We start from the raw sequence: 18162 nt of genomic DNA, 5'->3' as shown, positions 1-18162 counted from the left end.
CGGCCCCAGCGCCCCGCCCTCACGACGCCGGTACCCCTTCGAGCCCCAGCAGCCACCGCTTGCGCTCCAGCCCGCCCGCGTAACCGCGCAGCGCCCCGTCCGCCCCGATCACCCGGTGGCACGGCCGTACGACCAGCAGGGGATTGCGCCCGATCGCGGTGCCCACGGCCCGCACTCCGGCGCCCGCGAGCCCGATGCGCCCCGCCAGCTCCCCGTACGAGACCGTGGCGCCGTACGGCAGACCGTCCAGCGCCGCCCACACCCGCTGCTGGAACGCGGTGCCACCGGCCGCGTAATCGATCGCGAAGCGGGTCGACCCACCGGTGAAGTAGGCCCGCAGCTGTTCGGTGATCCAGTCGAAGGCGGCCGGATCCCGCCGCCACCCCGCCCCGGCAGCGTCCTCGGCGGTCACCCCGCCCTTCTGTCCCGGCACGGACAGCGAGGCCAGCGCCACACCGCCGCGTGCTTCGGCCGACTCCTCGCCCACCAGCAGCAGCTCACCGAGCGGACTGTCGGCCGTCGTGTAGACCGTCATCGGTCGCTCCCTTCCTCGCAGCGCCCCGGCGGCAGTTCCACCGGGACACCTACGAGTCTGCGATCCCCCGACCATCCGGACCGGCGGATTTCGGACGCCACATGTCCCGCCGGACAGCGGCAGCGCCGGATCGCCGTAGCGTCGGACCGCCGGGGGAGCAGGAGATCAGCGGTAGTTCACGAACTGCAGCGCGAAGTCGAAGTCCTTGCCCTTCACCAGCGCCTGCACGGCCTGCAGATCGTCCCGGCTCTTGGAGCTGACCCGCAGCTCGTCGCCCTGGACCTGCGCCTTGACGCCCTTCGGGCCCTCGTCGCGGATGACCTTCGCGACCTTCTTGGCGTTGTCCTGCGAGATGCCCTCCTCGATGGAGGCGAAGATCTTGTACTCCTTGCCGGACAGCTGCGGCTCGCCCGCGTCCAGCGCCTTGAGCGAGATCCCGCGCTTGATCAGCTTGGTCTGGAAGACATCGAGAATCGCGGTGACCCGCTCCTCGGTGTTCGCCTGCATCAGGATCTTCTCGCCCGACCAGTCGATCGAGGCGCCGACGTTCTTGAAGTCGTAACGCTGGGAGATCTCCTTGGCGGCCTGGTTGAGGGCGTTGTCGACCTCTTGCCGCTCGACCTTCGAGACGATGTCGAAACTGGAGTCGGCCATGTCCTGTGGCTCCTTGTATCGGGGTGCGATGAATCGGATGTGGTGAAACGGATGTACTGAATCCGGTGTGCTGAAACGGGTGCGCCGAGGGGGACGACCGGCGTCCCGGCCTGCTGCGCGCAAGCCTAAGCGCTGCGCCACGGCCGCCCCCGCCCGTCCCTGATCAACCGGGTGGCGAAGCACCCCGGGTCATCAGGTATCGTTTACGTCGTTGCCACGGAGTCCCGCGACACAGCGGTTCCGTAGCGGCAAACCCCCGGCGGTGTGCCCGAGTGGCCAAAGGGAGCAGACTGTAAATCTGCCGGCTCAGCCTACCCAGGTTCGAACCCTGGCGCCGCCACCGGAATCAGCCTCTGACCAGCATGTCTGGTCAGAGGCTTTCTGGTTTTCCGGGGCTTTCCGGGGCTTTCCGGCTTTCTGGCTTTCTGGTTTTCCGGCGGTCCGAGCCCGTGCCTCGCCGCTACGGCTTTCCGCGCGGCCGGCAGCTACGGCTGCGCCCCGGCGTCCGCGAGCCGGAAGGCCAGCTCCGTCTCCCACTTGGACATGTCCGGCTCCTCCCGCGGATCCGTCTTGTAGATCTCCAGCCGGCAGCCCCACTCCTCGACCACGTCGGCCTTCTCCACGTCCCACTCCATGCCGCGCGCCGCGGCATACTCCAGTAGGCCCGCCGTCACCCCCAACAGCTCATCCGGGTGCCCGATATGGGTGACCGTCAGATACCGGCCGGCGGGCAGTGTCCCGGCGAAGACCTCACCCGTGTCGGCGTCCATGGAGTCGGTGCCCCCGGCCGCGCCCTCCGGTGGACGCGCCACCGGTACGCCCGCCTCGACCTCCATACCGCGTTCCACGTCGATGACGTCGTACCGGAAGAACGGCGCACCCGCTGGTTCGATCCCGCGTTCCGCGAGCCAGCCGAACACCTCGGACAGCCGGTCGGCGACCACCGGGAACGTGTCCATGGTGACGGTCTCCTTGATCGCCGCGTACGGCTGCGCCGCCCGCTCGGCGGCCACGGGTGGGTTCTGCATCAGTTGCCCGCCACATCCTTCACGGCGACCGACACCGGCACCGAGCCGCCGATCAGCTCCAGGGTCAGACCCGCCGTCGCCGGGGTCTCGATCAACTCGGCCAGTACCGCGGCCACATCGTCGCGGGGGACCTCGCCCCGGCCGGTCGTGGCCTCCAGGCGTACCTGCCCGGTGCCCGCTCCGTTCGTCAGCGCGCCGGGGCGCAGCACGGTGCAGTCGAGAGTGCGCCGGGCGCGTACGGCGTCGTCTGCCGCGCCCTTGGCCCGGAGGTAGGCGTCGAAGACCTCGTCGCCCCGGTGGGCGGTGTCGGCGCCCATGGCCGAGACGATGAGATACCGGCGTACGCCCGCCTGTTCGGCGGCGTCCGCGAGCTTGACCGCCGCGTCGCGGTCCACGGTGTCCTTGCGCTCGACGGTGCTGCCGGGGCCCGCGCCCGCCGCGAAGACCACCGCGTCGGCGCCCGACACCGCCTGGGCGACCTGGTCGACGGTGGCCGATTCCAGGTCCAGGACGACCGGCTCGGCCCCGGCGGATCTCAGGTCGTCGGCCTGTCCGGCGGCGCGGATGATGCCCGCGACCTCGTCACCGCGCGCGGCGAGCAACCGCTCCAGCCGCAGCGCGATCTGACCGTGTCCACCTGCGATGACAATGCGCATGTTTCCGACGGTACGCTCCGGCGGCCCCGCGCGCTCAGGAACCCCGTACGGAGGCCTCGGATACACCACTTGCGCGAGTGGCGGCCTGGCGGGCCGGGCCCGAGCACCCGCCGACGCCCCACGCTGGGGCGCCGTGCTCGGAGGCCGCGCTCAGGCGCCGGGGCCGGTCCGCCCCTGGCGCGGCAGTCCGAGCGTGCCGGGTGCGGTCGAGTCGCAGTACTCGCGCACCGCGTTGGTCCGTGCCACGACCCGCCCGCGGTGGATGACGATCCTGCTGTACGCGAGGGACAGCACCGCGGAGAGCTGGTCGCCGCGTACGGCGAGGAGCTCGGCGGGGAAGCCCGCCTCCACCCGCACCTCGGGGAGCGCCATGGCCTCGCGCGGCGCCGAACTGACCGCGCCGTACGCCTCGTCGGGCCGTAGCCCGCTCTGGGACGCCAGCAGATACGCGGCCTCCAGCGGGTCCCCGCGGCCGACCGGATTGGTCAGGTCGCGCAGCGCGCCGCTGCCCGCGGCGACCCGTACCCCCGCGGAGCGGAGCAGTCGTACGGGCGCGGTCCCGCGGCTCTCGACGCCGCCGCACCCGCCCTGCGGCTGGCAGACCACGGTGACGCCCGCGGCGGCAAGCCGCCCCGCCGCACGGACCGCGGTGTCGTGCGGAAGCCGGGAGAGCCCGCCGCAGGGGCCGATGGCGACGCCGGGGCGCAGCCCGCCGCACATGGCGGCGAGCCGGGCCAGCCGGGCCGGGTCGTCACCCTCGGTGTGCAGATCGACGGCGCAGCCGTGCTCGGCGGCGACTTCGAGGACGGCCTGGGTGTATCCGGTCGGGTCGGGATCGAGGTCCGGGCAGCCCCCGACCACCGTGGCGCCCATCTTTACGGCGTCGTGCAGCATGGCGAGGCCGTCCGCGCCCGCGACGCCGGTGAGCAGCCGGGGTACGGCGACCGTGGTGAGGTCGGTGAGCCCGCGCAGCGACCGCCGGGCCTGGAGTACGGCCTCCATCGCGCCGAGCCCTTGGACGTCCCCGATCCGGATGTGCGAGCGCAGCGCGGTGGCCCCGTGTCCGAGCTGGAGCAGGGCGGCTTCGGTGGCGCGGCGCTGGATGTCGGAGACCGCCCCGCTGGTGTCCGGCCCCGGACCCGGCCCGGCGACGGCGGTGAGGGCGGTGTCGCTGTGGGCGTGCGGTTCGGCGGGCGCGGGGAGCAGCAGATAGCCGTCGAGCTCGATACGGGGGGCGGCGGAGGCGCGGGAGCCGGGCACGGTGAGGCTGCCGGCGGTGCCCACGGCTTCGATGTACCCCTGGCTGATGCTGACGTCCACGGTGCGGCCGTCGGCCAGGCGGGCCCCGCGAAGCAGGAGCGCGGTGGTGTCTGCGGTGGCTCCTTCGGGAGGCCGCGGCTGGCTGTCGGGCATCGCGCTCCTGGGTACTGGGCCGGGCGTGACGTGCGAGGTCACGCAGCGTGAAGCGAGCCTATGGGGAAGGCTGGCCCCGCTTCGAGGAGGGGCGGATTAGTCGTACTGGGAGTGACTCCGGTGGCCGACGGGCCTTGTGGGCCGAACGGCGGTGGAAGGGGCTGGTGGGAGCCGGGCGGGAGGCGGGACGGCGTGGTGGAGAGAGGGCCGGGAGAGGGGTGAAGAGAGGGCCGGGAGAGGACGGGGAGAGGGGTGGAGAGAGGGCCGGGCGAGGGGCCCTCATAAGGATTTGGGCGACGGCGAATGACCGTGTAATGTCTTCATCGCTCGCCCCAATAGCTCAGTCGGTAGAGCGTCTCCATGGTAAGGAGAAGGTCTACGGTTCGATTCCGTATTGGGGCTCTGGTGCGGGAGCCCTCACCTTCGGGTGAGGGATTCCGTAGCAAAGCGGTGTAGCTCAGTCGGTAGAGCAAGCGGCTCATAATCGCTGTGTCACCGGTTCAAGTCCGGTCACCGCTACACACGGTAGCCGATGGTGGGCTCGGTCCTTCGATCGGCTACTCTTTTATGCGTTCATCCGTCCATCCGTCCAAGGAGCACTCACGTGGCTGCCACCGACGTCCGCCCGAAGATCACGCTGGCCTGCGTGGAGTGCAAGGAGCGGAACTACATCACCAAGAAGAACCGGCGTAACGACCCGGACCGTCTTGAGATGAAGAAGCACTGCCCGCGCTGTAACTCGCACACCGCGCACCGCGAAACCCGCTGACCCGAGCTTTCTCCACGGGTACAGCTCTCCACAGGCACAGACATGAGGTCGCCCCCTAGCGGGGGGCGGCCTCATGTCATTTCTGCGGTTACTCGCGGTTATTGTGATTCTTTCTGATTCCCGGCACTCCACCAGGAGGTAGTGAGCCATGGCGCTCGACCAGTCGTTCGTGGGGCGGACCTATCCGCCCTCCGCGCCGTACGAGGTGGGCCGGGAGAAGATCCGCGAGTTCGCCGAAGCGGTGGGCGACCCGAATCCCGCGTACACCGACACGGAGGCGGCGAAGGCGCTCGGGCATGCCGATGTCATCGCCCCGCCGACGTTCGTCTTCTCGATCACCTTCAAGGCCGCGGGCGTCGTCGTGCAGGATCCGCAGCTGGGTCTGGACTACACGCGGGTGGTGCACGGCGACCAGAAGTTCGCCTACCGGCGCCCGGTCCGGTCCGGGGACCGGCTGACGGTCACTTCGACCATCGAAGCGATCAAGTCCCTTGCCGGAAACGACATCATTGATATTCGCGGTGAGGTGCACGACGAGTCAGGTGAGCTCGTCGTGACGGCGTGGACGAAGCTGGTCGCGCGTGCGGCCGGGGAGGCGTGACGGTGGCAGCGAAGATCTCCTACGAGAGCGTCGAGGTCGGCACCGAGCTGCCGGCGCAGTCGTTCCCGGTGTCGCGGGCGACGCTGGTGCAGTACGCGGGTGCCTCCGGCGACTTCAACCCGATCCACTGGAACGAGAAGTTCGCGGTGGAGGTCGGACTCCCCGATGTCATCGCACATGGGATGTTCACCATGGCCGAGGCGGTCCGGGTGGTGACCGACTGGGTCGGCGACCCGGGCGCGGTCGTGGAGTACGGCGTCCGCTTCACCAAGCCGGTCGTCGTCCCGAACGACGCCGACGGCGCAGTGATCGAGGTCAGCGCCAAGGTCGGAGCCCTCGTCGGTGAGCCCGACGACAGAACGGTGCGGGTGGACCTGACGGCGATGAGCGACGGCAAGAAGGTACTGGGCATGTCCCGCGCCGTGGTGCGCCTCGCCTGAGGCGCGGTGCCGGGGGCCGTGCGGGCCCGGCGCGCGGCGGCGGAAGCCGTGGTGTGCTGACACGGGCAGGGGGCGCTCGCGTGGGCGGGCGCCCCTTGCCGCGTACCGGAACGGTCCGGGCGGGCGGCCGCGCCCTTCGTCCGCGCATGGGGATGGGTCCGGGCGGGCGGCCGTCAGCGCCTCTTGACTTAGTTAGTTATCAGCCACTAACTTACTCGTATGGTCAGGATGAGCGCAGAGGAGCGGCGCGAGAGCGTCATCCGCGCGGCGATGGTCGAATTCGCCCGCGGTGGCTATCGCGGCACCTCCACCGAGGTGATCGCCAAGCGGGTGGGCGTCTCCCAGCCGTATCTCTTCCGGCTCTTCCCGAACAAGGAGGCCATTTTCCTGGCGGCGTCCGAGCGCTGTGTCGAGGAGACCACGGCCGTCCTCACGAGGGCGGCGGACGGGTTGGCGGCGGAGGAGGCCCTCCATGCCATGGCGCGGGCCTACCAGTCGCTCATCGCCGAGGACCCGGACAAGCTGCTGATGCAGATGCAGGTCTATGTGGCGGCGGCCTCCGCGGCGGCGTCGGGGGACCGTGAGTTCGGGGAGGCGGCGCGTGCCGCGTGGATGGGGCTGTACGACGCGGTTCATCTGGCTCTGGGCGCCGACGTCGACGAGACGACGACGTTCCTGGCGTACGGGATGCTGGTCAACACGCTGGTCGCGCTGGGGTTCGCCCCGGAGCACCGGGTGTGGACCGGCTTCTACGACTCGGCGCAGCCCAAGAAGTGAGTGAGCGGCGGCACTACTGAGGGCCCCGGTGGGGGAGCATCCGGACCCATGGCCGCGAAACTTAGTAATCAATAACTAATCAAGCCGGACGGACCACCGCCCGGCCCGCCAGCAGGGGGAGAAGTGAACGGACCGACAGCCCGGCGCGCAGGCGCCACCTGGGCTCTGATCATCACCAGCGTCGCGGGATTCATGGCGGCCCTCGACAACCTCGTCGTCACCACAGCACTGCCCTCGATCCGCCAGGATCTCGGCGGCGCGCTGAAAGACCTCCAGTGGACGGTGAACGCGTACACGCTCACCTTCGCCGTCCTGCTCATGTTCGGCGCCGCCCTCGGCGACCGGTTCGGCAGGCGCAGGCTCTTCCTCACCGGCCTCACGGTCTTCACCGGCGCCTCGGCCGCGGCGGCCCTCGCCCCGGGGATCGCCCCGCTCATCGCCGCCCGTGCCGTGCAGGGCCTCGGCGCCGCGGTCATGATGCCGCTCACCCTGACCCTGCTCACCGCCGCCGTACCCGCCGCGCGCCGGGGCGCCGCCCTCGGGATCTTCAGCGCCGTCACCGGCCTCGCCGTGGCCAGCGGCCCGCTCATCGGCGGCTCCCTCACCGAGCACCTCTCCTGGCAGTGGATCTTCTGGCTCAATGTGCCGGTCGGCCTCGCCCTGCTCCCGCTCGCCCGGCTGCGCCTCGCCGAATCGCGCGGACCCGGCGCCCGGCTCGACATTCCCGGCACCCTCCTGGTCAGCGGCGGCCTGTTCGGTGTCGTCTACGCCCTCGTCAACGGGCAGACGGACGGCTGGTCCAGTACGCCGATCCTCACCAGCCTCCTCGCCGGTCTCGCCCTACTGGCCGGCTTCGTCCACCACGGCTTCCACCACGCCCGCCCCATGCTCCCCATGCGGCTCTTCCGCAACCGCGCCTTCGCAGGGATCAACGGCGCGTCCCTGCTGATGTTCCTGGGCATGTTCGGCTCGATATTCCTGCTGAGCCAGTTCTTCCAGGGCGTCCTGGGCTACTCGCCGACCCAGGTCGGACTGCGGATGCTGCCCTGGACCGGGATGCCGCTGATCATCGCGCCGTTCGCGGGCGCCCTCTCCGACCGGATCGGCGGCCGGCCCGTCGTCGCCGCGGGCCTCGCGCTCCAGGCGGCCGGGCTCGCGCTCTTCGCGCTGCTCATCGGCCCGGACGTGTCGTATCCGACGATCCTCCCGGCACTGATGCTCGGCGGAGCCGGCATGGCGCTGTACTTCGCCCCCGCGTCCAGCGTGGTCATGTCCAGCGTCCGCCCCGCCGAGCAGGGCATCGCGTCCGGCGCCAACAACGCCCTGCGCGAGGTCGGCGGCGCGCTCGGCATCGCCGTCCTGGGCGCGGTCTTCGCGGCCCGCGGCGGATACGGAACGCCCGCCTCCTTCACCGACGGGACAGTCCCCGCCCTGTGGATCGGCGCCGCAGCGGTCGCGGTCGCGGCGCTCGTCGCCCTGCTGATCCCGCGGCGCGGCGCACCGGGGCCCGCGGACCTGGCACCGGAGCCCGGCACGGACCGCGAGACGGCCGCCGTCCGAGCCGCCGCCTGAGCCGCCGCCTGAGCCGCTCGCCTGAGCCGCCGTCCGAGCCGCTCGCCCGAGTCACCCGTACGTGAATGATCCTCCGCACCAGAACGGCCCCGCCCGACCGGCGGGGCCGTTCTCGTACGCTGGGCCCGTGCAGGAACTCCTTGAAGCCCCACTCGCCCCCCTGACCACCTTCCGCCTCGGCGGCCCCGCGACCCGGCTGGTCACGGCGGAGACCGACGCCGAAGTCGTCGAGGCCGTCCGGGAGGCCGACGCCGAAGGCACCCCGCTGCTCGTCATCGGCGGCGGCTCCAATCTGGTCATCGGCGACAAGGGGTTCGCCGGCACCGCCCTGCGGATCGCGACACGCGGCTTCTCGCTCTCCGGTACGGCGCTGGAACTCGCGGCCGGCGAGACCTGGAGTGACGCCGTCACCCGTACCGTCGAAGCCGGACTCGCGGGCATCGAGTGCCTGGCCGGGATCCCCGGCTCCGCCGGTGCCACCCCGATCCAGAACGTGGGGGCGTACGGCCAGGAGATCTCGTCGACCCTCACCGAGGTCGTCGCGTACGACCGTACGACCGGCGAGACGGTCACCCTCTCGAACGCCGAGTGCCGGTTCTCGTACCGTCACAGCCGCTTCAAGGCCGAACCCGACCGCTATGTGGTGCTCCGGGTGCGTTTCGCGCTCGAAGACGCGGACGGGCTCTCGGCGCCCGTCAAGTACCCGGAGACGGCCCGCGTCCTCGGGGTCGAGGCGGGCGACCGGGTACCGGCGGCGACGGTCCGCGAGACCGTGCTGAAGCTGCGCGCGGGCAAGGGCATGGTGCTGGACGCCGACGACCACGACACCTGGTCGGCCGGATCGTTCTTCACCAATCCGATCCTCGACGACACCCAGTTCGCCGCGTTCCTGGCGCGCGTGCGCGAGCGACTCGGAGCGGAGACCGCGCCGCCCGCCTTCCCGGCGGGGGAGGGACTGACCAAGACATCGGCGGCCTGGCTGATCGACCGGGCGGGCTTCACCAAGGGGTACGGCACCGGCCCCGCCCGTATCTCCACCAAGCACACACTCGCCCTCACCAACCGGGGCCGGGCCACCACCGAGGACCTGCTCGCACTCGCCCGCGAGGTGGTCGCGGGGGTGCACGAGGCGTTCGGCGTGACCCTGGTCAACGAGCCGGTGACGGTCGGCGTCAGCCTGTAACCGGGGCCGGGGCCGGGGCCGGGGCCGGAGCCGGGGCGGGAGGCTGCGGCCGCCCGCCCCTCATAGGCGTACGCACATACGCACGCACGTACATACATACGCGGGCTCAGCCGGCAAGCCAGTCGTCGATGCCGGAGAGCAGCTTCCGCCGGACATCTACGGGCGCCGCCGAGCCGAGCACCGACTGCCGCGCCAGCTCGGCCAGTTCGGCGTCGGTGAAACCCTGCGCCCGCGCCAGCTCGTACTGGGCCGCCAGCCGCGACCCGAACAGCAGCGGGTCGTCCGCACCGAGCGCCATCGGCACCCCGGCCTCGAACAGCTTTCGCAGGGGTACGTCCTCGGGCTTCTCGTAGACGCCGAGCGCCACGTTCGACGCCGGGCAGACCTCACAGGTCACCCCGCGCTCGGCCAGCCGCCGCAGCAGCATCGGGTCCTCCGCCGCCCGCACCCCGTGCCCGATCCGCGCCGCGTGCAGATCGTCCAGACAGTCCCGCACCGACGAGGGCCCGCTCAGCTCACCTCCGTGCGGTGCCGCCAGCAGACCGCCCTCCCTGGCGATCGCGAACGCCCGGTCGAAGTCCCTCGCCATACCCCGGCGTTCGTCGTTGGAGAGACCGAAACCGATCACCCCGCGGTCCGCGTACCGCACCGCCAGCCGCGCCAGGGTCCTGGCGTCCAGCGGGTGCTTCATCCGGTTCGCGGCGACCACCACGCGTATGCCGAGCCCGGTCTCCCGCGACGCCGCGTCCACCGCGTCCAGGATGACTTCGAGCGCCGGGATGAGCCCGCCGAGGAACGGGGCGTACGACGTGGGGTCCACCTGGATCTCCAGCCACCCCGAGCCGTCCGCGACATCCTCCTGGGCGGCCTCGCGCACCAGCCGCTGGATGTCGTCGGGGGTGCGCAGACAGGACCGCGCGATGTCGTACAGCCGCTGGAAGCGGAACCAGCCGCGCTCGTCGGTGGCCCGCAGCTTCGGAGGCTCACCGCCGGTCAGTGCCTCAGGCAGGTGCACGCCGTATCTGCCGGCCAGCTCCAGCAGCGTGGTGGGCCGCATCGAACCGGTGAAGTGCAGGTGCAGATGGGCCTTGGGCAGCAGCCGGATGTCACGTACTCGCTCCATCCAAGGATCCTGCCGTACGGAACCGCCGCACCGGTAGCCGCTTTCCCCCAACGAGGAGACGGCCGAACGAAGAAACGGGCCCCCGGTGAGAACCGGAGGCCCGTTTTTCGGCAGTCGGCCCGTGTCAGTCCGTCGCCTCGGCCAGCAGCTTCTGGATCCGGGAGACGCCCTCGACCAGGTCCTCGTCACCGAGCGCGTACGACAGACGCAGGTACCCGGGTGTGCCGAACGCCTCACCGGGGACCACGGCGACCTCGACCTCGTCCAGGATCAGCGCGGCCAGCTCCACCGAGCTCTGCGGGCGCTTGCCGCGGATCTCCTTGCCGATGAGCGCCTTCACCGACGGGTACACGTAGAACGCGCCCTCCGGCTCAGGGCAGAGCACACCGTCGATCTCGTTGAGCATCCGCACGATGGTCCTGCGGCGCCGGTCGAAGGCGGTACGCATCTCGACGACGGCCTCCAGGTCCCCCGACACTGCGGCGAGCGCGGCCGCCTGCGAGACGTTGGAGACGTTGGAGGTGGCGTGCGACTGCAGATTGGTCGCGGCCTTCACGACGTCCTTCGGGCCGACGATCCACCCCACGCGCCAGCCGGTCATGGCGTACGTCTTGGCCACGCCGTTGACCACGATGCACTTGTCGCGCAGCTCGGGCACGACGGCGGGCAGCGAGGTGAACTCGGCGTCGCCGTAGATCAGGTGCTCGTAGATCTCGTCCGTCAGTACCCACAGGCCGTGCTCGACGGCCCAGCGGCCGACGGCCTCGGTGTCGGCGCGGCTGTAGACGGCGCCCGTCGGGTTGGAGGGCGAGACGAAGAGGACGACCTTCGTCCGCTCCGTACGGGCGGCCTCCAGCTGCTCGACGGAGACCCGGTAGCCGGTGGTCTCGTCGGCGACGACCTCGACCGGGACACCGCCCGCGAGCCGGATCGACTCGGGGTACGTGGTCCAGTACGGGGCCGGGACGATGACCTCGTCGCCCGGGTCGAGGATCGCGGCGAACGCCTGGTAGATGGCCTGCTTGCCGCCGTTGGTGACGAGCACCTGGGCTGCCTCGACCTCGTAGCCCGAGTCGCGCAGGGTCTTGGCGGCGATGGCGGCCTTCAGCTCGGGGAGCCCCCCGGCCGGGGTGTAACGGTGGTACTTCGGGTTGCGGCAGGCCTCGATCGCGGCCTCGACGATGTATCCGGGCGTGGGGAAGTCGGGCTCACCGGCACCGAAGCCGATCACCGGTCGCCCGGCGGCCTTCAGCGCCTTCGCCTTGGCGTCGACGGCCAGGGTGGCGGACTCGGAGATGGCACCGATGCGGGCGGAGACCCTGCGCTCGGTCGGAGGAGTTGCGGCGCTCATGGGGCCCATGGTCCCAGACCGGAATCGGACTCGGCACACAGGTTTCGATGGGCGGACACCGGGCCGGACCCCGGCCCGGCGGACGACCGGACAACAGCCGTACGCCGCGCGGGAACCGGGCCGGAACCGGGCCGCGACCGTAAGGACACGGGCCGGCCGGGGCCGTCCCGGCCGAAGCTGTTCGACGTCAGGCCCCCGACCACGTACACTCACTCGTCGTTGGCCTCCACCAGCCGGCCGGCCGAGCGCACTCCGTGCACCTGGTCGGATGCGGTAGGTTGGGGGAACCACAAAGGGTCGTAGCTCAATTGGTAGAGCACTGGTCTCCAAAACCAGCGGTTGGGGGTTCAAGTCCCTCCGGCCCTGCTACACACACCTTCGCCAGGCTGTGTGCGCATGTACGTACATCTATGCACCGCCGTGCGGCTCCACCGGGCGCGGCACGGCCACGACCCGGAATCAGGTGAGAGATCGTGACGGACGCCGTCGGCTCCATCGACGTGCCTGATGCGCAGGATGAAGCGCCGGAGTCGAAGAAGGCGCGCAAGGGCGGGAAGCGCGGCAAGAAGGGGCCCTTCGGCCGCCTCGCGCTCTTCTACCGCCAGATCGTCGCGGAACTGCGCAAGGTCGTCTGGCCGACTCGTAGCCAGCTCTCGACCTACACCACCGTGGTGATCGTTTTTGTCGTCATCATGATCGGCATCGTGACCGTGATTGACTATGGCTTCAACCAGGCCGCCAAGTACGTCTTTGGCTGATCCGCGAAAGACGCCGGGAGCGGCGTCTTTTTCGCATGTTCCACCCGATTTGTATCCAGGAAGAAGCAGCCACCGTGTCTGACCCGAACCTGAACGAGGCCGTCGAGCCGGGCGAAAGCTTCGAGTCCGCAGAGGACGAGCTCGACATCGTCGAGGCGGCAGACGCTGTGGAGCCGGACCGGGCCGAAGCCGCCGACGCCGTCGCCGGTGAGCCCGCCGAGGAGTCCGCCGTGCACGCCGAGGGCGACGCCGAGGCCGTGGCGGAGACCGCCGACGACGCCCAGGCCGCCGCCGATGTGGCAGCCGCCGCGGAAGAGGCCGAGGACGAGGAGGCCGCCGAGGCCGCCGCCGACGTGCCCCCGGTCGACCCGGTCGAGGCCCTGCGCCAGGAGCTCCGCGGTCTGCCCGGCGAGTGGTACGTCATCCACACGTACGCCGGTTACGAGAAGCGTGTGAAGGCCAACCTGGAGCAGCGCGCCGTCTCGCTGAACGTCGAGGAGTTCATCTACCAGGCCGAAGTGCCCGAGGAAGAGATCGTCCAGATCAAGAACGGCGAGCGCAAGAACGTCCGCCAGAACAAGCTTCCCGGTTACGTCCTGGTCCGGATGGACCTCACCAACGAGTCCTGGGGCGTCGTCCGTAACACCCCCGGAGTCACCGGCTTCGTCGGCAACGCCTACGACCCGTACCCGCTGACGCTCGACGAGATCGTCAAGATGCTCGCCCCGGAGGCCGAGGAGAAGGCCGCCCGCGAGGCCGCCGAGGCCGAGGGCAAGCCGGCTCCGGCCCGCAAGGTCGAGGTCCAGGTGCTCGACTTCGAGGTCGGCGACTCGGTCACCGTCACGGACGGCCCGTTCGCGACGCTCCAGGCGACGATCAACGAGATCAACGCCGACTCGAAGAAGGTCAAGGGTCTCGTCGAGATCTTCGGCCGCGAGACCCCGGTCGAGCTCAGCTTCGACCAGATCCAGAAGAACTAGGGTCTGTCCGGCCGATCTTCGTGGGCCCGCGACGCCTGGCACGGCACCTCGCGGCGTTGTCGGCGTCGCCCCGGTACGTCCAGTACAGGGGCGATCCTCCGCCTTGCGAGGTACCGCACCAGACGCCGCGGACTGATCCACGAAGATCGGCCGGTCAGACCCTGGCGGCCCCTGCCGCACGGAGCTTCCGGTACACACACCTTCCAAGCAGGTCAGACCCGGCTCACGCCCTGTCTGACCTGCTTGGTTTTTGGTCGCGCAGCTATACCCGTTATCGTTGCGCGGTATGCCTCCGTCCGGATGACCGGATGGCGGCGAAACACTCTCACTAGGACCCGGAGAGAGCAATGCCTCCCAAGAAGAAGAAGGTCACGGGGCTCATCAAGCTCCAGATCAAGGCCGGCGCGGCCAACCCGGCTCCGCCGGTCGGCCCCGCGCTGGGCCAGCACGGCGTCAACATCATGGAGTTCTGCAAGGCCTACAACGCCGCGACCGAGTCGCAGCGTGGCATGGTCGTGCCGGTGGAGATCACGGTCTACGAGGACCGCTCCTTCACCTTCGTCACCAAGACCCCGCCGGCCGCGAAGCTGATCCTCAAGGCCGCGGGCGTGGAGAAGGGCTCCGGCGAGCCGCACAAGACCAAGGTCGCCAAGATCACCGGCGAGCAGGTCCGTGAGATCGCCACGACCAAGATGCCCGACCTGAACGCCAACGACATCGAGTCCGCGGCCAAGATCATCGCCGGCACCGCCCGTTCCATGGGCGTCACGGTCGAGGGCTGATCAAGCCCCCCTCAGCACCACAGTGGAAGGGCCAGCGCCGGCCCGTACCACGACTCCCACTCCCCAACTAGGAGCAGAAGTGAAGCGCAGCAAGACTCTCCGCGCTGCGGACGCCAAGGTCGACGCGGACAAGCTGTACGCCCCGCTCGAAGCCGTCCGCCTCGCCAAGGACACCTCCACGACCAAGTTCGACGGCACCGTCGAGGTCGCCATGCGTCTGGGTGTCGACCCGCGCAAGGCCGACCAGATGGTCCGTGGCACCGTGAACCTGCCGCACGGCACCGGCAAGACCGCCCGGGTCCTGGTCTTCGCGACCGGTGACCGTGCTGCGGCCGCGGAGGCCGCGGGCGCCGACATCGTCGGCGCCGACGAGCTCATCGACGAGGTGGCGAAGGGCCGTCTGGACTTCGACGCCGTCGTCGCCACCCCGGACCTCATGGGCAAGGTCGGCCGCCTCGGCCGCGTGCTCGGTCCGCGTGGGCTCATGCCGAACCCGAAGACCGGAACGGTCACCCCGGACGTGACGAAGGCTGTCACGGACATCAAGGGCGGCAAGATCGAGTTCCGCGTCGACAAGCACTCGAACCTGCACTTCATCATCGGCAAGGTCTCCTTCGACGAGACGAAGCTGGTCGAGAACTACGCCGCCGCGCTGGAGGAAGTCCTCCGTCTGAAGCCGTCGGCCGCCAAGGGCCGCTACATCAAGAAGGCCGCGCTGGCCACCACGATGGGCCCCGGCATCCCGCTGGACGCCAACCGCACCCGCAACCTCCTCGTCGAGGAGGACCCGGCCGCCGTCTGATCCTGCGGATCGGCAGGCAGCCGCAGGACGCGCGCTGTGAGCCGGGCCCCGTACCTCTCCCGAGGTACGGGGCCCGGCTTCGTCGTGCCGGCCCCGTTGCCGCTCTTCCGGTCTTCGCCGGACGCCGCCCCGCCGCCCCGGCAGAATGGTCCGTACGGCCAACGGGACCTGAGGGGCGGGCACTTCATGGGCGGCACGACGGTACGGTGGCGGCGCTCGGCGGCTGTGACGGCGCTGGCACTGGCCGCGCTGGCAGGCTGCTCGACGGGCGGGGGTACGGGCGCCGGCGCGGGCGGTACGAGCGCAGGCCCGGCGTCGCCGGGGCGTACGGCCGCACGGGGCTCCGTACCGCGCCCCGTCACCGCGCTTCAGGCAGTCGACCGGAGCACCGGCCGCGCCCGGTCCGCCAGGGTCGAGGGGACGGCCGTCCTGGGCCCGGGGATCTCCACCCGGATGACGGGCACCATGGCGTGGGACGGCTCAGTCACCGGCTCCCTGGACATCACGTACACCGGTGGCGCCCTGGCGGACACACTGCGGCAGGCAGGCGCGGGCAGCACCGTCAGGGCCCGCTACCGGCGCGACGCCTACTACGCCGACATGGGTCCCGGCTTCGCCGCGAGGACGGGCGGCAGGCGCTGGATCAGATACGGCTACGCGGACCTCACCCGGCTGATGGGGCCCTCCGGCGCCGCACTGCGCGACCAGATGCGGAAGGCCGCCCCCGACCAGGGTGTGAAGGCGCTGCTGGCCTCGGGTGACGTGCACCGGGCCGGGCAGACCGACATCCGGGGGGTGCCGGCCACGCACTACTCGGGCACGCTCGACGTCGCCGCGCTGACCGAGCGGGACTCGGCGCTCACCCCGGCCGCACTGAAGGCGGTCAGGGCCCAGCTCACCGCTGCCGGGATCAGCACCGAGACGGTCGACATCTGGGTGGACCGGAACGACCTGCTGGTCAAGAAGACGGAGCGTGGCAGGCTGAAGACCGGGACGTACAGCTCCACCGTGTACTACTCCGACTACGGCACGGCGGTACGCGCCGACGCACCGCCCGCGGGTGACACCACGGACTTCACCGACCTGCTGAAGACGCCGGTCTCTACCCCCGCGCCGGGTGCCTAATCCGCTGCCGGGGAACGGATTTGCTCGGCGTGCCCCCGTTCACGTACTCTTCCGAGGAAGCCAAAGACCGCTGGTCGTTGCCGTGTGCTCGTAAGAGGGCGCGGTGGCCGAAGGATCCGCTGGAAGCGGGCGACTCGCGTAGGTGATCGTGGAAGTGCTCCCGGATCCGTCCGGTCGAGCGCGCGCCCCGTGCACCTGTGCCGGGGCGTTTCGTCTGTCCAGCCCCTTCTGAGCGGTCCTCATCACCCGGAAGGAGGCCGACGCTCTATGGCAAGGCCCGACAAGGCTGCCGCGGTAGCCGAGCTGGCGGACAAGTTCCGCAGCTCGAACGCCGCTGTGCTGACCGAGTACCGGGGTCTCACCGTGGCCCAGCTCAAGCAGCTGCGCCGTTCGCTCGGTGAGAACGCCCAGTACGCCGTGGTGAAGAACACGCTGACCAAGATCGCGGCCAACGAGGCCGGGATCAACACGCTGGACGACCTGTTCGCAGGTCCGACGGCGGTTGCCTTCGTCACCGGTGACCCGGTGGAGTCGGCGAAGGGTCTTCGTGACTTCGCCAAGGAGAACCCCAACCTCGTCATCAAGGGCGGTGTCCTTGATGGCAAGGCGCTGTCCGCGGATGAGTTCAAGAAGCTCGCGGACCTCGAGTCCCGCGAGGTTCTGCTCGCCAAGGTGGCCGGTGGAATCAAGGCGTCGATGGCCAAGGCCGCGGCGACTTTCCAGGCCCCGCTGTCGGAGTTCGTCCGTACCGCGGACGCCCTTCGCGCCAAGGTCGAGCAGGGCGGTGCCGGTACGCCGGCTCCCGCCGAGGCCGACGCCGAGTAATTCGGCTTCGCGTCGCAGCGGGCCCGTACGCCCGCCGTCATATACACCCGGCACCTGCCGAAAAAGTGGAAGGACGCCATCATGGCGAAGCTGTCCCAGGACGAGCTGCTCGAGCAGTTCGAGACCCTGACCCTCATCGAGCTCTCCGAGTTCGTGAAGGCCTTCGAGGAGAAGTTCGACGTCAAGGCTGCCGCCCCGGTCGCCGTTGCCGCCGCCGGTGGTGCCGCCGCCGGTGCCGCCGAGGCCGTCGAGGAGCAGGACGAGTTCGACGTCATCCTCACCGGTGCCGGCGACAAGAAGATCCAGGTCATCAAGGTCGTGCGTGAGCTGACCTCGCTGGGTCTCAAGGAGGCCAAGGACCTCGTGGACGGCGCCCCGAAGCCCGTCCTCGAGAAGGTCGCCAAGGAGGCCGCTGACAAGGCCGCCGAGTCCCTCAAGGGCGCCGGCGCCTCGGTCGAGGTCAAGTAATTCCCGGGAGTCTCCGGACTCCCTCGTACGTCATCGGCGTACACCGCACAGCGAAGGGCGATCACCCATCCGGGTGGTCGCCCTTCCGCGTGCCTGACGCCCCTCCCGCCTGCCTTGCTCTTCCCGCCGTGGCGAGTATGGTGATCTTCGTTGCGCGCCGGGCCTGGTGCCCCCTCTCGCTCCCGCAGCGTGGCCGACGGCGACCCCCGAGGGGTGGGGGGCCTTGACGAACCGCACGGAGCGCGCAATTCTCAGGACGCGTCGTCACATCGATCCGTATCCGAGGCATGGATCGGCGGCGAAGAGGGAAGCTTTGACGC

At 70.3% G+C, this 18162-nt stretch carries 20 protein-coding genes and 4 tRNA genes; 17 read left to right on the top strand and 7 right to left on the bottom strand.

What is annotated here, in order from left to right:
• Nucleotides 1-19 precede the first annotated feature (19 nt).
• A complete protein-coding gene (locus ACWGKJ_RS02100) occupies nt 20-535 on the bottom strand; it encodes a methylated-DNA--[protein]-cysteine S-methyltransferase (RefSeq protein ID WP_385029287.1) in 516 nt (171 codons plus the stop codon).
• A gap of 165 nt (nt 536-700) precedes the next feature.
• Complete coding sequence (locus ACWGKJ_RS02095) at nt 701-1189, bottom strand: YajQ family cyclic di-GMP-binding protein (RefSeq protein ID WP_385029290.1); 489 nt, start codon at nt 1187-1189, stop codon at nt 701-703.
• A 258-nt stretch (nt 1190-1447) separates the two neighbouring features.
• Here ACWGKJ_RS02095 and ACWGKJ_RS02090 point away from each other — a divergent pair.
• Nucleotides 1448-1529: transfer RNA gene (locus tag ACWGKJ_RS02090), tRNA-Tyr, on the top strand.
• 145 nt (nt 1530-1674) lie between these two features.
• Here the strand turns inward: ACWGKJ_RS02090 and ACWGKJ_RS02085 are convergent.
• The 3 genes from ACWGKJ_RS02085 to ACWGKJ_RS02075 form a co-directional block, all read right to left on the bottom strand.
• A complete protein-coding gene (locus ACWGKJ_RS02085; protein ID WP_385029293.1) occupies nt 1675-2217 on the bottom strand; it encodes a GyrI-like domain-containing protein in 543 nt (180 codons plus the stop codon).
• The gene (locus tag ACWGKJ_RS02080) at nt 2217-2873 is read right to left on the bottom strand and encodes an SDR family oxidoreductase (RefSeq protein WP_385029296.1); all 657 of its coding nucleotides are present in this window, start codon (nt 2871-2873) and stop codon (nt 2217-2219) included. Before ACWGKJ_RS02080 ends, ACWGKJ_RS02085 begins: the two co-directional genes overlap by 1 nt.
• Before the next feature lie 150 nt (nt 2874-3023).
• A complete protein-coding gene (locus ACWGKJ_RS02075) occupies nt 3024-4286 on the bottom strand; it encodes an amidohydrolase family protein (protein ID WP_385029299.1) in 1263 nt (420 codons plus the stop codon).
• Between the two features lie 329 nt (nt 4287-4615).
• On the opposite strand from ACWGKJ_RS02075, the gene ACWGKJ_RS02070 reads away from it, so the two are divergent.
• The 8 genes from ACWGKJ_RS02070 to ACWGKJ_RS02035 all read left to right on the top strand — a co-directional run bounded on the left by ACWGKJ_RS02070 (nt 4616) and on the right by ACWGKJ_RS02035 (nt 9628).
• A tRNA-Thr gene (locus tag ACWGKJ_RS02070) sits at nt 4616-4688 on the top strand.
• Between the two features lie 44 nt (nt 4689-4732).
• A tRNA-Met gene (locus tag ACWGKJ_RS02065) sits at nt 4733-4805 on the top strand.
• Between the two features lie 85 nt (nt 4806-4890).
• Nucleotides 4891-5055: a 50S ribosomal protein L33 gene (gene rpmG / locus ACWGKJ_RS02060; RefSeq protein WP_006604855.1), complete on the top strand. Its 165-nt coding sequence runs from the start codon at nt 4891-4893 to the stop codon at nt 5053-5055.
• Nucleotides 5056-5203: 148 nt separating this feature from the next.
• Nucleotides 5204-5656, top strand: coding sequence for an FAS1-like dehydratase domain-containing protein (locus ACWGKJ_RS02055; RefSeq protein WP_385029302.1), 453 nt, complete (start codon nt 5204-5206; stop codon nt 5654-5656).
• A 2-nt stretch (nt 5657-5658) separates the two neighbouring features.
• Nucleotides 5659-6096, top strand: coding sequence for a MaoC family dehydratase (locus ACWGKJ_RS02050; protein WP_385029305.1), 438 nt, complete (start codon nt 5659-5661; stop codon nt 6094-6096).
• A 219-nt stretch (nt 6097-6315) separates the two neighbouring features.
• Nucleotides 6316-6873 carry a TetR/AcrR family transcriptional regulator gene (locus tag ACWGKJ_RS02045; protein ID WP_385029308.1) on the top strand — a complete coding sequence of 186 codons (558 nt, stop codon included), beginning with the start codon at nt 6316-6318 and terminating at the stop codon, nt 6871-6873.
• A 123-nt stretch (nt 6874-6996) separates the two neighbouring features.
• Nucleotides 6997-8445, top strand: coding sequence for an MFS transporter (locus ACWGKJ_RS02040; protein WP_385029311.1), 1449 nt, complete (start codon nt 6997-6999; stop codon nt 8443-8445).
• 127 nt (nt 8446-8572) lie between these two features.
• Nucleotides 8573-9628 (top strand): UDP-N-acetylmuramate dehydrogenase, encoded by a 1056-nt coding sequence (locus tag ACWGKJ_RS02035; protein WP_385029314.1) that lies wholly within the window; start codon nt 8573-8575, stop codon nt 9626-9628.
• A 106-nt stretch (nt 9629-9734) separates the two neighbouring features.
• On the opposite strand, the gene ACWGKJ_RS02030 is transcribed toward ACWGKJ_RS02035, so the two are convergent.
• Together ACWGKJ_RS02030 and ACWGKJ_RS02025 are read right to left on the bottom strand one after the other, a co-directional pair.
• Nucleotides 9735-10751, bottom strand: a complete 1017-nt coding sequence (locus ACWGKJ_RS02030) for an adenosine deaminase (protein WP_385029317.1) — start codon at nt 10749-10751, stop codon at nt 9735-9737.
• Nucleotides 10752-10875: 124 nt separating this feature from the next.
• Nucleotides 10876-12102: a pyridoxal phosphate-dependent aminotransferase gene (locus tag ACWGKJ_RS02025; protein WP_385029320.1), complete on the bottom strand. Its 1227-nt coding sequence runs from the start codon at nt 12100-12102 to the stop codon at nt 10876-10878.
• Nucleotides 12103-12395: 293 nt separating this feature from the next.
• Here ACWGKJ_RS02025 and ACWGKJ_RS02020 point away from each other — a divergent pair.
• The 8 genes from ACWGKJ_RS02020 to rplL all read left to right on the top strand — a co-directional run bounded on the left by ACWGKJ_RS02020 (nt 12396) and on the right by rplL (nt 17842).
• Nucleotides 12396-12468: transfer RNA gene (locus tag ACWGKJ_RS02020), tRNA-Trp, on the top strand.
• Nucleotides 12469-12575: 107 nt separating this feature from the next.
• Nucleotides 12576-12860, top strand: coding sequence for a preprotein translocase subunit SecE (gene secE, locus ACWGKJ_RS02015; protein WP_164264060.1), 285 nt, complete (start codon nt 12576-12578; stop codon nt 12858-12860).
• Nucleotides 12861-12934: 74 nt separating this feature from the next.
• A complete protein-coding gene (nusG, locus tag ACWGKJ_RS02010) occupies nt 12935-13840 on the top strand; it encodes a transcription termination/antitermination protein NusG (protein WP_385029323.1) in 906 nt (301 codons plus the stop codon).
• A 347-nt stretch (nt 13841-14187) separates the two neighbouring features.
• Complete coding sequence (gene rplK / locus ACWGKJ_RS02005; protein WP_385029326.1) at nt 14188-14622, top strand: 50S ribosomal protein L11; 435 nt, start codon at nt 14188-14190, stop codon at nt 14620-14622.
• A gap of 79 nt (nt 14623-14701) precedes the next feature.
• On the top strand, nt 14702-15424 hold the full coding sequence (gene rplA / locus ACWGKJ_RS02000; RefSeq protein WP_385029329.1) for a 50S ribosomal protein L1: 723 nt from the start codon (nt 14702-14704) through the stop codon (nt 15422-15424).
• 186 nt (nt 15425-15610) lie between these two features.
• Nucleotides 15611-16549, top strand: coding sequence for a hypothetical protein (locus ACWGKJ_RS01995; RefSeq protein ID WP_385022181.1), 939 nt, complete (start codon nt 15611-15613; stop codon nt 16547-16549).
• Between the two features lie 267 nt (nt 16550-16816).
• Entirely contained in the window at nt 16817-17374 is a 558-nt protein-coding gene (gene rplJ, locus ACWGKJ_RS01990) for a 50S ribosomal protein L10 (protein WP_164264064.1), read from the top strand.
• Between the two features lie 81 nt (nt 17375-17455).
• Nucleotides 17456-17842 (top strand): 50S ribosomal protein L7/L12, encoded by a 387-nt coding sequence (rplL, locus tag ACWGKJ_RS01985; RefSeq protein WP_385022185.1) that lies wholly within the window; start codon nt 17456-17458, stop codon nt 17840-17842.
• Nucleotides 17843-18162 lie beyond the last annotated feature (320 nt).

Source organism: Streptomyces sp. NPDC054757, from assembly GCF_053612185.1.
This window is presented reverse-complemented; position numbering and strand designations above follow the sequence as displayed.

Coding starts and splice junctions, on each gene's coding strand:
- ACWGKJ_RS02085 (WP_385029293.1), bottom strand. CDS start 2,217: ATGCAGAACCCACCCGTGGCCGCCGAGCGGGCGGCGCAGCCGTACGCG.
- ACWGKJ_RS02045 (WP_385029308.1), top strand. CDS start 6,316: ATGGTCAGGATGAGCGCAGAGGAGCGGCGCGAGAGCGTCATCCGCGCG.
- rplJ (WP_164264064.1), top strand. CDS start 16,817: ATGGCAAGGCCCGACAAGGCTGCCGCGGTAGCCGAGCTGGCGGACAAG.
- ACWGKJ_RS02030 (WP_385029317.1), bottom strand. CDS start 10,751: ATGGAGCGAGTACGTGACATCCGGCTGCTGCCCAAGGCCCATCTGCAC.
- ACWGKJ_RS02095 (WP_385029290.1), bottom strand. CDS start 1,189: ATGGCCGACTCCAGTTTCGACATCGTCTCGAAGGTCGAGCGGCAAGAG.
- ACWGKJ_RS02080 (WP_385029296.1), bottom strand. CDS start 2,873: ATGCGCATTGTCATCGCAGGTGGACACGGTCAGATCGCGCTGCGGCTG.
- ACWGKJ_RS02055 (WP_385029302.1), top strand. CDS start 5,204: ATGGCGCTCGACCAGTCGTTCGTGGGGCGGACCTATCCGCCCTCCGCG.
- rplL (WP_385022185.1), top strand. CDS start 17,456: ATGGCGAAGCTGTCCCAGGACGAGCTGCTCGAGCAGTTCGAGACCCTG.
- ACWGKJ_RS02100 (WP_385029287.1), bottom strand. CDS start 535: ATGACGGTCTACACGACGGCCGACAGTCCGCTCGGTGAGCTGCTGCTG.
- ACWGKJ_RS02075 (WP_385029299.1), bottom strand. CDS start 4,286: ATGCCCGACAGCCAGCCGCGGCCTCCCGAAGGAGCCACCGCAGACACC.
- ACWGKJ_RS01995 (WP_385022181.1), top strand. CDS start 15,611: ATGGGCGGCACGACGGTACGGTGGCGGCGCTCGGCGGCTGTGACGGCG.
- rplK (WP_385029326.1), top strand. CDS start 14,188: ATGCCTCCCAAGAAGAAGAAGGTCACGGGGCTCATCAAGCTCCAGATC.
- ACWGKJ_RS02025 (WP_385029320.1), bottom strand. CDS start 12,102: ATGAGCGCCGCAACTCCTCCGACCGAGCGCAGGGTCTCCGCCCGCATC.